At 63.0% G+C, this 15,753-nt stretch carries 16 protein-coding genes; 6 read left to right on the top strand and 10 right to left on the bottom strand.

Annotation, left to right across the window (positions count from 1 at the left end):
• Window positions 1–4 precede the first annotated feature (4 nt).
• The 9 genes from J2W46_RS23930 to J2W46_RS23890 form a co-directional block, all read right to left on the bottom strand.
• The gene (locus tag J2W46_RS23930; protein WP_310356744.1) at window positions 5–385 is read right to left on the bottom strand and encodes an FmdB family zinc ribbon protein; all 381 of its coding nucleotides are present in this window, start codon (window positions 383–385) and stop codon (window positions 5–7) included.
• Between the two features lie 236 nt (window positions 386–621).
• Entirely contained in the window at window positions 622–1,245 is a 624-nt protein-coding gene (locus J2W46_RS23925; RefSeq protein WP_310356741.1) for a methyltransferase domain-containing protein, read from the bottom strand.
• A gap of 19 nt (window positions 1,246–1,264) precedes the next feature.
• A complete protein-coding gene (gene ubiB, locus J2W46_RS23920) occupies window positions 1,265–2,842 on the bottom strand; it encodes a ubiquinone biosynthesis regulatory protein kinase UbiB (protein ID WP_020069627.1) in 1,578 nt (525 codons plus the stop codon).
• Between the two features lie 15 nt (window positions 2,843–2,857).
• Window positions 2,858–3,502, bottom strand: coding sequence for a ubiquinone biosynthesis accessory factor UbiJ (locus tag J2W46_RS23915; RefSeq protein ID WP_020069626.1), 645 nt, complete (start codon window positions 3,500–3,502; stop codon window positions 2,858–2,860).
• Between the two features lie 165 nt (window positions 3,503–3,667).
• Window positions 3,668–4,657, bottom strand: a complete 990-nt coding sequence (locus J2W46_RS23910) for a Tim44 domain-containing protein (RefSeq protein ID WP_087750880.1) — start codon at window positions 4,655–4,657, stop codon at window positions 3,668–3,670.
• Between the two features lie 37 nt (window positions 4,658–4,694).
• Window positions 4,695–5,426: a bifunctional demethylmenaquinone methyltransferase/2-methoxy-6-polyprenyl-1,4-benzoquinol methylase UbiE gene (gene ubiE / locus J2W46_RS23905; RefSeq protein WP_020069624.1), complete on the bottom strand. Its 732-nt coding sequence runs from the start codon at window positions 5,424–5,426 to the stop codon at window positions 4,695–4,697.
• A 67-nt stretch (window positions 5,427–5,493) separates the two neighbouring features.
• On the bottom strand, window positions 5,494–5,907 hold the full coding sequence (locus J2W46_RS23900) for a DUF971 domain-containing protein (protein WP_310356731.1): 414 nt from the start codon (window positions 5,905–5,907) through the stop codon (window positions 5,494–5,496).
• Between the two features lie 78 nt (window positions 5,908–5,985).
• Window positions 5,986–6,414 carry an HIT family protein gene (locus J2W46_RS23895; RefSeq protein WP_020069622.1) on the bottom strand — a complete coding sequence of 143 codons (429 nt, stop codon included), beginning with the start codon at window positions 6,412–6,414 and terminating at the stop codon, window positions 5,986–5,988.
• Window positions 6,415–6,448: 34 nt separating this feature from the next.
• On the bottom strand, window positions 6,449–10,543 hold the full coding sequence (locus tag J2W46_RS23890) for a DUF3683 domain-containing protein (RefSeq protein ID WP_020069621.1): 4,095 nt from the start codon (window positions 10,541–10,543) through the stop codon (window positions 6,449–6,451).
• Window positions 10,544–11,034: 491 nt separating this feature from the next.
• On the opposite strand from J2W46_RS23890, the gene J2W46_RS23885 reads away from it, so the two are divergent.
• From J2W46_RS23885 to queF, 6 genes are all read left to right on the top strand, one after another.
• Window positions 11,035–11,244, top strand: a complete 210-nt coding sequence (locus J2W46_RS23885) for an MARCKS-like protein (RefSeq protein WP_256971896.1) — start codon at window positions 11,035–11,037, stop codon at window positions 11,242–11,244.
• 38 nt (window positions 11,245–11,282) lie between these two features.
• A complete protein-coding gene (locus J2W46_RS23880) occupies window positions 11,283–11,459 on the top strand; it encodes a hypothetical protein (protein WP_310356726.1) in 177 nt (58 codons plus the stop codon).
• Between the two features lie 37 nt (window positions 11,460–11,496).
• Window positions 11,497–11,868, top strand: coding sequence for a hypothetical protein (locus J2W46_RS23875; RefSeq protein WP_020069618.1), 372 nt, complete (start codon window positions 11,497–11,499; stop codon window positions 11,866–11,868).
• Window positions 11,869–11,932: 64 nt separating this feature from the next.
• Window positions 11,933–13,498 carry a threonine ammonia-lyase, biosynthetic gene (gene ilvA / locus J2W46_RS23870; protein WP_374726862.1) on the top strand — a complete coding sequence of 522 codons (1,566 nt, stop codon included), beginning with the start codon at window positions 11,933–11,935 and terminating at the stop codon, window positions 13,496–13,498.
• A gap of 22 nt (window positions 13,499–13,520) precedes the next feature.
• Complete coding sequence (locus tag J2W46_RS23865; protein ID WP_020066925.1) at window positions 13,521–14,423, top strand: 5'-nucleotidase; 903 nt, start codon at window positions 13,521–13,523, stop codon at window positions 14,421–14,423.
• The gene (gene queF, locus J2W46_RS23860; RefSeq protein ID WP_310356722.1) at window positions 14,420–15,244 is read left to right on the top strand and encodes an NADPH-dependent 7-cyano-7-deazaguanine reductase QueF; all 825 of its coding nucleotides are present in this window, start codon (window positions 14,420–14,422) and stop codon (window positions 15,242–15,244) included. The genes J2W46_RS23865 and queF overlap by 4 nt, the downstream gene beginning before the upstream one ends.
• Before the next feature lie 56 nt (window positions 15,245–15,300).
• On the opposite strand, the gene J2W46_RS23855 is transcribed toward queF, so the two are convergent.
• Window positions 15,301–15,687 (bottom strand): RidA family protein, encoded by a 387-nt coding sequence (locus tag J2W46_RS23855; protein WP_020066927.1) that lies wholly within the window; start codon window positions 15,685–15,687, stop codon window positions 15,301–15,303.
• Between the last annotated feature and the right edge of the window lie 66 nt (window positions 15,688–15,753).

Here is a 15,753-nt window from a genome sequence, read left to right as displayed (position 1 = left end):
CCCACTAGGCGCTGCCCGAACTGCTAGCGCCTGTGCTAGCCGCCGGCGCCGCAGCGGGCGCGGCCGGCGTGGCGGCTGCGCTGCTGGCCGTGGCCGTGTCGGATTTCGCGGCGCCATTGCCGGCAGGTGCGGCAGCCCCGGCCGGGCTGCCGGTGGACGCACCGTCTGCGTCCGCCTTCGCCGGCGCGCTCGTGCCGGTATTGCCGCCGCGGAAATCGGTCACGTACCAGCCGGAGCCCTTCAACTGGAAGCCTGCGGCCGTGACCTGTTTCCGAAAAGTGTCTTTCCCGCATTCGGGACATTGCGTCAACTGGGCGTCGCTCATCTTCTGAAGCACGTCTTTCCCGAAGCCGCATGACTCGCAACGATAAGCGTAGATCGGCATGACCTGTTCCCTACTGAAATCTTGTAAACGCTTGCAAAGCCTTGAATTATAGCCGCAAACGATAACGCTCCCCGCATTTTGGGGATAAGCGTCCGACGCGACCGCCGATGCGCCAGATGAGGGCGGCTACCGGGAAAATCAAGGGCCGCGCTGGCGCCGGAAGCGCGTTACACGTCTCGCACGTTGCCGCTTCCAGTTGCCGCTATAGTCGCCCGCCAATTCCCGTCGCGCCACGCTCACGCGCGGCGGCGCCAGGTCAGCCAGCGCTCTCGCCCGGCGAATACGGCGATCGAATCGGTCACGGGTTCGTCTTCGAGCAGTTCGAAAAACGGCGTCAGCAGCGCTTCCAGTTCGCCACGCTCGATGCCGAACGGCGGCCCCTTCGGCGTCGTGCCGAAAAAGAAGAATCCGGCGAGCAGCGCGCCCGCCGGCAACAGATCCGCCATTCGACGCGCATAGTCGACGCGCCGCGCCAACGGCAACGCGCAGAGAAACGCCCGCTCGTAGATCCACGCCGGCCTGAACGGCGGCTCGTAGGTGAAGAAATCGGCTTCTTCCACGAGTTCTGCATGTTGCTCGCCCAATTGCGCCCGCGCCGCCGCAACCGCTGCCTGCGAGAAATCAATCGCCCGCACCGGGCTGCCGTGCTCTGCCAGCCAAGCCGCTTCATATGCGCTGCCGCAACCCGGAATCAGCACCGGCTCTCCGGTGTGCCGGCTCGCAAACGACTGAAACGCCGACGGCACACCCGCCTGGTCCCACGGCATGAAATGCTGCTCAAACCGCTCGTTCCAGAACGCCGGCGAATTCGGATCACGGTTTTCGAAATCGGGGACCGGGGATTGGGTCGTGTCGCTCATCACGTGCCTCGCAAACTCATTAGCTGCCGTAGGCCAGCGCGAGGACCACTCGCGCAAGCGCCGCGCCGACGCCGACCGCTACGCCAAACAGCAGCAAGCCCTGCAGCAGCCGGTTAGTACGCTTCTGTTCGAGCAGGATCTGCCGGATCATGTCGTCGTTGCCGACGCGTCCGTGATCGTGGCGTTCGGCCAGCACATGATGGATCAGGCGCGGCAACTGTGGCAGCGTCTTGCTCCACTGCGGCGCCTCGATCTTGAGCCGCTCGTACCAGCCGCGCAGGCCGATCTGCTCATTCATCCAGCGCTCGAGATAGGGCTTTGCCGTCTTCCACAAATCCAGCTCGGGGTCGAGCGATCGGCCAAGCCCTTCCACGTTGAGCATGGTCTTTTGCAACAGCACCAGTTGCGGCTGAATTTCGACGTTGAAGCGGCGCGACGTAGAAAACAGACGCATCAGCACCTGACCGAGCGAGATGTCCTTCAGCGCGCGGTCGAAATACGGCTCGCACACAGCACGAATGGCGCTTTCGAGTTCTTCCACGCGTGTGGTGGGCGGCACCCAGCCCGATTCCAGATGCAGCGTTGCGACGCGGTGGTAGTCGCGCTTGAAAAACGCGAGGAAGTTCTGCGCGAGATAGTTCTTGTCGAAGTCCGACAGCGCCCCGATGATCCCGAAATCCAGCGCGATATAACGGCCGAAATGCGCCGGATCGAGGCTCACCTGAATGTTGCCGGGGTGCATGTCCGCGTGGAAAAAGCCGTCGCGGAACACCTGAGTGAAGAAAATTTCGACGCCTTCGCGCGCCAGCTTCGGGATATCCACGCCCGCCGCCCGCAGTGTATCCACCTGGCTGATCGGCACGCCGACCATACGCTCCATGACGAGCACGGTTGGCGTGCAAAACTCCCAGTACATTTCCGGCACGAGCAGCAGATCGAGCCCGGCGAAATTACGGCGCAACTGGCTGCCGTTGGCCGCCTCGCGCATCAGATCGAGTTCGTCGTGCAGGTACTTGTCGAACTCAGCGACCACCTCGCGCGGCTTCAGGCGCTTGCCGTCCGCCCACAAACGCTCGGCCCACACGGCGATGTCGCGCAGCAACGCGAGGTCCGAATCGATAACGGGCAGCATGTTCGGACGCAGAACCTTCACAGCGACAGCCTTGCCCGCATGCTGTCCGGCCTTCACCGTCGCGAAGTGCACCTGCGCGATGGACGCGCTCGCCACCGGCACCCGCTCGAAATCGTCGAACAGCACGTCGACCGGCGCGCCCAACGACTTCTCGACCAGCCCTATCGCCACCGCCGAATCGAACGGCGGCACCTGGTCCTGAAGCTTCGCGAGTTCGTTGGCAATATCGACCGGCAACAGGTCGCGCCGCGTCGACAATACCTGCCCGAACTTGACGAAGATCGGCCCGAGGCTTTCAAGCGCGAGCCGCAAACGCACGCCGGGCGGCGCGTCGAACTTGCGGCCGATCGTGGTGATACGCAGCAGCATGCGCACGCGCCGGTCGTTGACGCGGCCGAGCATCATCTCGTCGAGACCGAAGCGGATAACCGTGAAAAATATCTTGAGGAAACGCAGAAAACGCATGGTTGTGCCCGGTGACTAGCGCGTGCCGCGCAACGTGGCGGCGCCGCCCGGCACAACTGCGCCGTGGGCTTCGACCTTCTGTTCAAGACGCTGGATACGTTTTTCCACTCGCGCCAACGCGTCGCGGGCCTGCGCCAGCTCGGCGTTGAAATCTTGCAGCGCGGCGCGGCGCACGAGCTGAGGATTCTCGTCGAGCAGATATTCGGTGGCCGTATCGAGCAGATTGCGGCCGGTGCGCTGGACATGTTCGCCGACCGTGCGCACGATCGACGCAACCCGCCACGCGGGGCCGTCGCCGATCAGCTTCGCCAGATCCTCCTCCGGTTCCCAGCGCAAATGCTCGGCGAGGTGGGCAATGACCGTGGCGAACTCCGCGTCGCCTTCGATCTTCACGTGTTTCATGACAGCCGCCTGGCCGCCCTGCACGAACGCGGGCAACGCGTCGGACGGGACCGAGATGGTCACGTCGAACTGTTGGGCGTCGCTTGCGCCGAGCGTAGTCAGATAGCCGTCCGGCTGCACCAGCAGCATCAGCACGACAGGTGGCGACGACAGTCTGGCGGTCCTGCCCGCATAAGGGGCGAGGCGCTCACGGGCCCACGATTCGCGGGCGAGCAGATGATTGACAGCAGCAGCGAAAGGCTTGGCGGCGAGGGTCATTGAAAGTGGCAAGAAAAAACCCGCGCAAGCGAGTGCTCGCGCGGGTTCCTATTGTAACGTCCGTTCGCTTCGCAGCTTGCTCGGCTGAACGGCTAACTGCGGGCCGGCCGGAGGTCAACATTGCACGCGGACGCGGGGCAAGCAGCGCCGCGAGCCCGCGCCATCTCAATGCTGCGCGAGCTGCTGAATGCCCGCCAGCAGCCAGCCTTCGCCCGGACGGTTCGCTTTCGACAGGTTCCACACTTCGACGAACGGCTGCGCCGCCGCACCCGGCGTTTCGCGAATCAGGCCGGAGAAGCGCACGCTCGCGAAGTATTCGTTTGCACGTTCTTCCACGCCCAACAGATCGGCGTTGAGCTGAACGACGTCTGTCTGATTCGTTTCGGCGCCGCGCGAAGCGAGGTCGACGCGGATCTCCGCGAACATCTCCGGCGTGGTGAATTCGCGGATATCGTCGATATTGCCGACGTCCCATGCGGCCTGCAGACGCACGAAGTACACCTTCGCGTTACGCAGGAACGCTTCGGAATCGAAGCCCGCCGGCACGCTCGGCGTTGTATTGATGGACGGCGTGGTCAGCGGATTGCCCTGCGGTTCGAGATACGAGCCCGTAGGCGGCGCGCTGTAGCGCGGCTCCTGCGTGTAGCCCGTGGCACCCGAATTCAGCGACGGCGACTGACCCGCGTAAGCCGGCTGCGACGTATCGCGCTTGCGGCCCATGAAGCGGCGGATCAGCCAGATGCCGACCATGGCGAGCAACGCAATGACGATGATATTGGCCATTGCGCCAGCAAACGCACCGCCCAGACCGAAGTGCGACAGCAGTGCCGCGATACCGAGACCGGCTGCCAGACCCGCGATCGGGCCGAGCCAGCGCGAGCGGTTAGGTTGCGGGGCAGGCGCCGGCGCAGGCGCGGGCGCCGGTTGCGCGCGCTGCATGCCCTGATTGGACGGGGAAGGCTGCGACGGCGCAGCCTGTTGCTGAACGGTGTTCGACTGACGGCCAAAACTACGGCCACCGCCCATGCGACGAGCTTCCGCATCGAGCGAGGCGACGGAGCCGGCCACGATCAGGCCGACCATCGCGATCAGTCCGATTCGTCTCGCCAGCGACCGCTTCACCTTACGGGGAGATAACACGGCTGAATCGGACATTTTGGCACTTTCCTTTAAAAACGATGGGTTAGGAACCCTAGTATTTGGTCCCCACATGTAAAGCTACCACGCCAGCTGACAAATTGTAATATTTGACGCCATCCAGGCCGGCTTGTTCCATCATTGTTTTTAAGGTTTCCTGATCCGGATGCATCCGGATCGACTCCGCGAGGTAACGGTAGCTTTCCGCGTCTTTCGCAAAGCGCTCGCCGAGCCACGGCAAGACCTTGAACGAATAGACATCGTAGGCTTTTTTCAACGGATCCCATACCTTCGAGAACTCGAGAACGAGCAGACGGCCTGCCGGCTTCAGGACGCGGCGCATTTCCGCCAGCGCAACGTCCTTATGCGTCATATTGCGCAAGCCGAATGCCACGGTCACGACGTCGAAGTAATTGTCCGGGAAAGGGATCTTCTCGGCGTCGCAGAGCAGCGCCGGTGTGATCACGCCCTTGTCGAGCAAACGGTCGCGGCCGACGCGCAGCATGGATTCGTTGATGTCCGTGTGCCACACCTCGCCGGTTTCGCCGGCCTGCTTTGCAAACGCTTTGGACAGATCGCCCGTGCCGCCCGCGATGTCGAGCACCTTGTAGCCCGGCCGCACGTTGGCCTGGGCGATCGTGAACATCTTCCACGCCCGGTGCAATCCGCCCGACATCAGGTCGTTCATCAAGTCGTAGTTGGCGGCAACCGAGTGGAACACGCCCGCCACCTTCTGCGCCTTTTCCTGTTCGTCGACCGATTGAAAGCCGAAGTGGGTTTTGCTCATCGCGCTTGTCCTTTCGCGTATTCTGAAATGTTGCGCCGCATCAGTGCAGCGGGTCAGGCGAATCGTATCAGTGACGGTGGCCGTGCGCAGCGCCAGGTGAAGGCATTGGCGCGTCGCGGTCGACGCCCGCCGTCGCCAGTCTGTCGAGATACGCGCGCCAGAGTTCGTCCTGGCGCCGCGCCATGTCGTAGAGCAGGTCCCACGAATAGATGCCGGTGGAGTGCCCGTCGGAGAATGTCGGCTGGATCGCGTAGTTGCCCACGCCCTCGATCATCGTGATCGTGACGTCGCGCTTTCCGGTTTGCAGCGTTTCCTGGCCGGGGCCGTGGCCCTGCACTTCCGCCGACGGCGAATACACACGCAGCAGTTCGAACGGCAGCCGATACGATTCGCCGCTTGCGTACTGCAGTTCCAGCACGCGCGACTTGGAATGCACGACGACGCCGGTCGGCACCGGGGTATCGGGAGTCAATCCGCTCATCATGGCCTCTTTAGAAAGCGCCGCCGCACCACAAGTCGCCTTTGAAACGGCGCGGCGCGAAGGAATGGTTAGTGGCGCTCAGCCAAGAGCCTGTTCGATTTCCTGCCGCACCGCTTCGCGCAACAGGGTGGCTTGTGCGCGGCGTGACGAAAGCATTGCCTCGGACACCGTGCGCTGACGCGGCGCCCAGATGGGCAGCGGGAAATGCGCGTCGTTCGAGAAACGCGGAATGACGTGCCAGTGCACATGCGGCACCTGGTTGCCGAGGCTCGCGAGATTCACCTTGGCCGGCTGCAGGATGCGCCGCATGGCGCGTTCCACGGCGTAGACAGCCTTCATTACGCGATCGCGGCCGGCGGCGTCGAGGTCCGAGAACTCCGCCACATGCTCATTCCAGATCACGCGGCAAAAACCCGGGTAATCGTGTTCGTCGGCAAGGACGACGCGCAAGGTGTCGTCCTGCCACAGCACATCGCCGCCATCTTCACGGCAAAAAACGCAGTCCATCGTCGTCCTCAGGCAAAAATCGTCAGTCGTGCCATTAAACCAGCACGCGCTCGATTCCGCCATTGTTCGCCCGCTGCACGTAGTCGACCATCCAGTCTTCTCCGAGCACGTGACGCGCCATTTCGACGACGATGTAATCCGCCTCGATGCCCGCGTCTTCGTTGTAACGCGACAAGCCTTGCAGGCAGGACGGGCAGCTCGTCAGGATCTTCACGTCGGTGGCGCCCTTCGGCTGCGGACCGTCGCCGGCCTTCAGCACCGAGCCGTTCGCCGCGCCCGCCGTGCCGGCCGATGCATTGGCCGGGTTGATCGCGTTCGCGCCGGCTTCGGCGAGCAGAGGAATGCCGCGCAACTTCGCAGCGCCCTTGCGGATTTCCTCTTCCTTGCGGAAACGCACCTGCGTCGAAATGTCAGGACGCGTAACCGCGAGCGTGCCCGACTCACCACAGCAGCGATCGTTCTTCTCGATCTTGTAGCCGTCTTTCTCCGAACCCATCAGCGAGTTGACGAGTTTGACCGGATCCATCGTCTTGATCGGCGTGTGGCAAGGGTCGTGATACATGTAACGCACGCCGTTCACGCCGTCGAGCTTCATGCCCTTTTCCAGCAGGAACTCATGAATGTCGATGATCCGGCAGCCCGGGAAAATCTTGTCGAATTCATAACCGGCGAGCTGGTCGTAACACGTGCCGCACGACACCACCACCGTCTTGATGTCGAGGTAGTTCAGCGTATTGGCTACACGGTGAAACAGTACGCGATTGTCGGTGACGATCTGTTCGGCCTTGTCGTACTGCCCGGAGCCGCGCTGCGGATAGCCGCAGCACAGGTAGCCCGGCGGCAACACCGTTTGCACGCCCGCTTCCCACAACATGGCCTGCGTCGCGAGGCCGACTTGCGAGAAGAGCCGCTCGGAACCGCAGCCGGGGAAGTAGAACACCGCTTCTGTATCGGCCGTGGTCGTCTTCGGATTGCGGATGATCGGGACAATCTTGTTGTCCTCGATATCGAGCAACGCGCGCGCGGTTTTCTTCGGCAGATTGCCCGGCATCTTCTTGTTCATGAAGTGGATCACCTGCTGCGTGACCGGCGGCTTGCCGACGGTTGCGGGCGGGTGCGCCGTCTGCTTCTTCGCAAACTTTTTCAGCACGTCGTTACCGAGGCGCTGCGCCTTGTAGCCGATACCCATCATCGCCGTACGAGCGAGGTTGATGGTCTGCGGATTCGTTGCGTTGAGGAAGAACATGCCGGCCGCGTTGCCCGGATTGAACTTCTTCTTGCCCATCTTGCGCAGCAGGTTGCGCATGTTCATGGTCACGTCACCGAAGTCGATCTTCACCGGGCACGGCGTCACGCATTTGTGACACACGGTGCAGTGATCGGCGACGTCGTTGAACTCGTCCCAATGCTTGATCGACACGCCGCGGCGCGTCTGCTCCTCATACAGGAACGCCTCGACCAGCAGCGAAGTCGCGAGAATCTTGTTGCGCGGGCTGTACAGCAGGTTCGCGCGCGGCACGTGCGTCGCGCACACCGGCTTGCACTTGCCGCAGCGCAGGCAGTCTTTGATGGACTCGGAAATCGCCCCGATGTCGGACTGCTGCATGATCAGCGATTCGTAGCCCATCAGGCCGAAGCTCGGCGTGTAGGCATTACGCAGATCGGCGCCTTCGAGCAGCTTGCCCGCGTTGAAGCGGCCATGCGGATCGACGCGCTGTTTATATGCGCGGAATTCGCCGATTTCGTCGTCGGTCAGGAATTCGAGCTTGGTAATGCCGATGCCGTGCTCGCCGGAAATCACGCCGTCGAGCGAGCGGGCGAGCTTCATGATGCGCGCGACCGCAGTGTGGGCGTCCTGCAGCATCTCGTAGTTATCCGAGTTCACCGGCAGGTTCGTGTGCACGTTGCCGTCGCCCGCGTGCATGTGCAGCGCGACGAACACGCGGCCACGCAGCACCTGCTTGTGGATCGCCTGCGCTTCGTCGAGGATCGGCTTGAACTCGCCGCCGTTGAAGATTTGCCGCAACTCGGCGCGAATCTCCTGCTTCCAGGACACGCGGATGGTGCGGTCCTGCGTGACGTCGAACACCGTGGCGCCGGTTTGCGCGTCGACACGGTCGGCGAATTTCTCCGCGAGCGCTTCGTAGCCCAGACCGACCAGATAGTGCTGCGCTTCACGCAACGACAGATCGAGTTTGTCGCGCAGGAATTCCCAACGCGTGCGGACGCGCTTCAGCAGATCCAGCGCCTGCTGAACGCGGTCTTCCAGCAGTTCCGCGCTCGGAATTTCGTTGGCGTCGTCGCTCTTGCCGAGCGGCAGCTTGCCAGCCTGGAAGAACGCTTCGAGCGCGTCGACCAGTTGGAGCTTGTTCTTGATCGACAACTCGATGTTGATACGCTCGATGCCGTCCGTGTACTCGCCCATGCGGTCGAGCGGGATCACCACGTCTTCGTTGATCTTGAACGCGTTCGTGTGCTTTGCGATTGCGGCGGTACGGCTGCGGTCGAGCCAAAAGCGCTTGCGCGCCTCGGCGCTCACCGCGACGAAGCCTTCGCCGCTCTTGCCGTTGGCCATGCGCACCACTTCGGACGTGGCTTGCGCGACCGCGTCCGCGTCGTTGCCGACGATGTCGCCGATCAGCACCATCTTCGGAAACGCGTTGCGCTTGCTCTTGGTCGCATAGCCGACCGCGCGCAGATAGCGCTCGTCGAGGTGTTCGAGACCGGCGAGAATCGCGCCGCCCTGCTTCGACGTTTCGAACAGGTAGTCCTTGATTTCGACGATGCTCGGAATCGCCTCGCGCGCCTGGCCGAAGAATTCAAGGCAGACGGTGCGCGTATGCGCGGGCATCTTGTGCAGCACCCAGCGTGCGGACGTGATGAGACCGTCGCAGCCTTCCTTCTGCACGCCGGGCAAGCCGGCCAGGAACTTGTCGGTGACGTCCTTGCCGAGCCCTTCCTTACGGAACACCCGGCCTTTGATGTCGAGCGACTCGGTACGCAGCAGCTTCTCGCCCGGCGCATGGTTGCCGTCGAACCATTTGAGTTCGAAGCGCGCGACCTCGATATCGTGAATCTTGCCCAAGTTGTGATCCAGACGCGTGACTTCGAGCCAGTTGCCCTCCGGGTCGACCATGCGCCACCAGGCGAGGTTGTCGAGCGCCGTGCCCCACAACACCGCTTTCTTGCCGCCCGCGTTCATCGCGACGTTGCCGCCGACGCAAGATGCGTCGAGCGAGGTCGGGTCGACGGCGAACACGAACCCGGCCTGCTCGGCCGCCTCGGTCACGCGCCGCGTGACCACGCCTGCGCCCGAGAAAATGGTCGGCACTTTGCGGTCGACGCCCGGCAGTTCGGTCATTTCCACCGCACCGAGCTGTTCGAGCTTTTCGGTGTTGATGACGGCCGAGAACGGCGTGAGCGGCACTGCGCCGCCCGTGTAACCCGTGCCGCCTCCCCGCGGAATCACCGTCAGCCCGAGCTCGAAACACGCCTTGATCATGCCGGCAATCTCGGCTTCGGTATCCGGCGTGAGAACGACGAACGGATACTCGACGCGCCAGTCTGTCGCGTCGGTCACGTGCGAAACGCGGGACAAACCGTCGAACTTGATGTTGTCTTTTTCGGTGACGCGGCCCAGCACCTTCGTTGCGCGGCGGCGCAGATCGTAAGTCTTCTGAAACTCGCTTTCGAATTCGTCGACGGCGCGGCGCGCGGCCTGCACCAGCGTTTCCACCCGCGCGGCACGGTCGACGCCCGCTTCATCGCCATGTTCGGTCAGATCGGCGCGGCGGCGCTTCTCGATCTCCGACAGACGGTGATGCAACGCCTCGATCAGCATTGCGCGCCGTTTCGGGTTGTCGAGCAGATCGTCCTGCAAATACGGATTGCGGCGCACCACCCAGATGTCGCCGAGCACTTCGTACAGCATGCGCGCCGAGCGGCCGGTGCGGCGTTCCGCACGCAGTTCGGCAAGCGCCGCCCATGCGTCGTCACCTAGCAGGCGGATAACGATTTCGCGGTCGGAGAACGACGTGTAGTTGTAGGGAATTTCGCGCAGGCGCGCTTCGGGATCGGCGACCACCGCAGCGGCGGCTCCGTGCGGATCGAAAACTTGAGGTGCGTTCATGTTTGGACGACTCGGTGGGTCAGTCCTGCGCGCTCATGGCGAGGCGCCGGCTGACGGTGCGCGTGGGGCGCAATGCTTGGAAATCTTCTTGGGGAGCGAAGCGCCACCGACGGCTTGCCCACGTCGGTCGCTTCGCGGCGCTCAGATACAGCTACACGATCGTGCGTGGCGGACATGACGCTCCGCCGCGGGACAAGACTCACGCGGGGCGGGCATCAAGTGGGCGATCCGAGGCTGCCAGTGCATCTTCCGATCCTTATTCCAAAATGGAATTCTACCGCATCGGCCCGCCACGCGTTGCAGGTGGAAATGCGAGCGCGGCGGGTTCGACGGCGCCCAAGCCGCGCTGCGGCGCGGGCCGCGCGGCGTCGATGGTTTCCTATCGATGAGGCGACTTTTGTCTCCATCAGCCAGAAGATGCGGACGAACGCAAAGAACGCGGCATGCCGGATGCTGGTCGGCTACAGGAAACCACCGATCTACGGAGGCTCATGATGTCCGACCCCGACACGAAGAACGCCGAGCATATCGAGCAACAACCGGTGCCCGGCCATACCGAGAACATTCCCAGCGACGGCTCGGACGACCGGCGCGACGGGGAATCCGGGACTCAACGCCTGGAAGACGTCGCACCGGACGCGGGCCCCGACACGAAACCCGGCACGCAAAGCGACGCCGACCGCACGCGCTCGCCGGACTGAGCACGACTTTCACCGATCGACACAACCAGGAGCCCATGATGACCAGCGAATCCGCCCGCCCGACGCCGCCGCGTCAAACGCCGAACGACCCGACTGCCGGCGACCGGCGTCTCTCCGACGAACAGAAGCAATCGGCCAGGAACGAACCCGCGCCGCCTAAGCCCGGTGGCGCCACGAACCTGCCCGACCCGAAGGAAGTCGGGGAAGCCGGCTGAATCACATCTGCGACACGAAATCACAAGGAGAATCGCGATGGCAACCAAGCAACCCGCCGCGTCCGCGGCGCTTCGGGCCACGTTCAGGCTGTTTGCCAACGGCGAGCGCGTCATTGCGCAAAACCCGGACGGCAAGCTGATCGACGTCGGCGCCATGGAAACGAAAGGCGACCGCTACACCGTGCGGCTCGACGTCGATCCGCTCGATCTGCAACCGTCGCATTCGGTCGACGCGGCGTTGCGCGCCGTCTCATCGCAGCTGAACTTCGATTATCTCGATGGCCTTTTCACGAGCGAGGGCCCGGTCGAATTTCACGGCGACCTGTTCGCGCTGCCGCACGTCGAATGGCAACTCGACGAACCGCTGCCACGCGAACTCACCGACGGCAGGCCGCCGCATATCTTCTAGACCGCGCGCGGCGGGGCGCTGCCCGGCGACCCGTGAGGGCAGTGCATGCGGCGTTGGCGCTATCATTGATGCTTTTCCGCCTTCCAAAGCGCATCGCGCCACCCGCATGGCCTCCCACGACTATCTGAAGAAAACCCTCACCGCACGCGTCTACGACGTGGCGCGCGAGACCGAACTCGAACGTGCGCCGCAACTGTCGGCGCGGCTGCGCAATCCGGTCTATCTGAAGCGCGAGGACAACCAGCCGGTGTTCTCGTTCAAGGTGCGCGGCGCGTACAACAAGATGGCGCACATTCCCGCCGAGGCGCTCACGCGCGGCGTGATTACCGCGTCGGCGGGCAATCATGCGCAGGGCGTGGCGCTGTCTGCGGCGCGCATGGGCGTGAAGGCGATCATCGTGGTCCCGGTCACCACGCCGCAGGTCAAGGTCGACGCGGTGCGCGCGCATGGCGGCCCGACCGTCGAGGTCGTGCAGTTCGGCGAGTCGTATAGCGACGCCTACGGCCACGCAGTGCAACTGCAGGAAGAGCGCGGGCTGACCTTCGTGCATCCGTTCGACGATCCGTATGTGATCGCCGGGCAAGGCACGGTTGCCATGGAAATCCTGAGCCAGCATCAGGGCCCGATTCACGCGATCTTCGTGCCGATCGGCGGCGGCGGACTCGCGGCGGGTGTCGCGGCGTATGTCAAATCGGTGCGTCCCGAGATCAAGGTGATCGGCGTGCAGACCGACGACTCGTGCGCGATGGCCGCATCGCTGAAAGCCGGCGAGCGCGTCACGCTAAACGAAGTCGGCCTGTTCTCCGACGGCACCGCGGTGAAGCTCGTCGGCGAAGAAACCTTCCGCCTGTGCAGCGAATATCTGGACGACGTGCTGCTCGTGAACACCGACGCGCTGTGCGCCGCGATCAAGGACGTCTTTCAGGACACCCGCAGCGTGCTCGAACCGGCGGGCTCGCTCGCTGTGGCGGGCGCCAAACAGTATGCGGAGCGCGAAGGCATCGAGAACCAGACGCTGATCGCGATCACCTCGGGCGCGAACATGAACTTCGACCGCATGCGTTTCGTGGCCGAGCGCGCGGAAGTGGGCGAAGCGCGCGAGGCGGTGTTCGCGGTGACGATTCCCGAAGAGCGCGGCAGCTTCAGGCGCTTTTGCGAACTGGTGGGCACGCGCAGCGTCACGGAATTCAATTACCGGATCGCGCAGGCCGAGTCCGCGCACATTTTCGTGGGCGTGCAGATCCGGAACCGCAGCGAATCGGCGCAGATTGCGGGCGCCTTCGAGGCGCACAACTTTGCCACCGTCGATCTGACGTTCGATGAGCTCTCGAAGCAGCATATCCGTTACATGGTCGGCGGCCGCTCGCCGCTCGCGCACGACGAACGCCTGTTTCGCTTCGAGTTTCCCGAGCGGCCGGGCGCGCTGATGAAGTTTCTTTCGTCGATGGCGCCTGACTGGAACATCAGCCTTTTCCACTACCGTAATCAGGGCGCGGACTACAGCTCGATTCTCGTCGGCATCCAGGTGCCGCAGACGGACAACGCGGAGTTCGAGCGCTTCCTCGCCACGCTCGGTTATCCGCATTGGGAAGAGACGCACAATCCGGTGTATCGGCTGTTTCTTGCCTGACCTTGTGGATTGAAACGCGCACATGGCCCTCTCGCTTGTCGACAAACTGGTGGTGGCGATATCGTCGCGCGCACTCTTCGATTTCGAAGAAGAGAACCGCGTGTACGAAGAAGGCGACCTACAGACGTATGAAGCGCTGCAGCGCGACCGGCTGACGGTGCCCGCCAAACCCGGCGTCGCGTTTCCTCTGATCCGCAAACTGCTGGCGTTGAACACGGGCGGTCATCATGTGGAAGTGGTGATCCTGTCGCGCAGCGATCCAATCAGCGGACTGCGCGCATTTCATTCGTGCCGCGAACATGGGCTTGCCATCGAGCGCGGCGTGTTCACGCGCGGCCGTGCGCCGTTCGGATATCTGAAGCCGTTGAACGCGTCGCTGTTTCTCTCGGCAAATCAGGACGACGTGCGCGACGCGCTGGCCGCAGGTTTCCCGGCTGCACGCGTCCTGCCGGAATCGGCGAAAATGGCGAGTAAGTATCCGGACGAAATCCGCATTGCTTTCGACGGCGACGCGGTTCTATTTTCCGACGAAGCGGAGCGCGTTTTTCAGAAGGACGGCCTGCGGGCGTTCGTCGGCCATGAGACGCACAACAAGGATTTGCCGCTCGCCGACGGGCCGCTCAAACCCTTGCTCGAAGCGCTTCACCGGCTGCAAAAACTCGCGGATCAAGCCGCGCCCATGCATATTCGTACGGCATTGGTGACGGCCCGCTCGGCGCCCGCGCACGAGCGCGCGATCCGAACCCTGATGGCCTGGAACATCGAAATCGACGAAGCGATGTTCCTCGGCGGCCTCGACAAGAGCGCATTTTTGCGCGAGTTCGAGCCGGACTTTTTCTTCGACGACCAAATTGGCCATTGCGAATCGGCCCGCGTCGTGACGGCGACCGGGCACGTGCTGAGTGGCATCGTGAATGCATCATGACACCCGAACAATCACCGCTGGGTAAGGCTTCCACTTACACCGAACAGTACGACGCCTCGCTGCTCTTTCCGATTGCGCGCAGCAACGCACGCGACGCGATCGGCATTGGCACGCAACTGCCGTTCTTCGGCACGGACATCTGGAACGCGTATGAGTTGTCGTGGCTGAATCAGCGCGGCAAACCGCAAATCGCGGTGGCGACCTTCTTCGTGCCCGCCGAGTCGCCGAACATCGTCGAGTCGAAGTCGTTCAAGCTGTATCTCGGCTCGTTCGCGCAGACTGCGTTTGAGTCGATCGACGTGGTGCGCGACACGATCAAGCGCGACGTATCGGCGTCTTGCGGCGCGACCGTTTCGGTTCATCTGACGGCGCCGCACGATTTCGGCAAATTGCAGATGGAAGAATTCGAGGGCATGTCGCTCGACCGGCTGGACCTGGACACGGACGTCTACCACCCTGACGCCTCGCTGCTGAAAGCGGCGTTAGACGAAGCGCCTGTCGAGGAGACGCTGTTTTCGAATTTGTTGAAGTCGAATTGTCCGGTGACCGGCCAACCCGATTGGGGCAGCGTGCAGATTCACTACGTCGGCCCGCAGATCGATCACGCGGGCTTGCTGCGCTACATCATCTCGTACCGTAATCACACGGGTTTTCACGAGCAGTGCGTCGAGAAAATCTTTATCGATGTGCTGAAAGCGTGCAAGCCGGTCAAGCTCGCGGTCTATGCGCGTTATACGCGGCGCGGCGGGCTCGATATCAACCCGTTCCGCACCAACTACAACCTGCCGATGCCGGACAACATGCGGCTCGCGCGTCAGTAAGCAAGCACGCTATCGCCGCGGGTTCTCAGTCACGCGCCCGCGGCAAACCTGATGCTTCAAGCCGTCGGCTTCTTGTATGCGACGCAATCCACTTCGACCTTGCAGTCGATCACCATCGACGAAACGACACATGCGCGCGCCGGCGGATTGTCGCCGAAGTATTCGCGGAACACCTTGTTGAACGACGCGAAGTCGCGCGGATCGTCGAGCCACACGCCGCAGCGGACCACATGCTCGGCGCCGTAGCCTGCTTCCTTCAGAATCGCGAATACGTTCTGGATCGCCTTGTGCGATTGCTCGACAATTCCGCCATTGATCACTTCGCCGTTTTCCATCGGCGTTTGCCCGGAAACGAACAGCCAGCCGTCCGCCTCGACTGCACGCGCAAACGGCATATGCTGACCGCCCGTTCCCTTCCCGCCTTCAACGCCATATCGCTTCATCGTCATGCTCCTTAAAAGTCGGGCGCGCGTGCTCGTTGCGGCGCGCGCCATGGTAGATCGTTCGAT

Origin of the sequence: Paraburkholderia strydomiana, assembly GCF_031456815.1 — a bacterium.
GTDB lineage: Bacteria > Pseudomonadota > Gammaproteobacteria > Burkholderiales > Burkholderiaceae > Paraburkholderia > Paraburkholderia caledonica.
The sequence above is the reverse complement of the archived record's forward strand: the minus strand, read 5'-3'. Positions and strand labels throughout refer to the sequence as shown.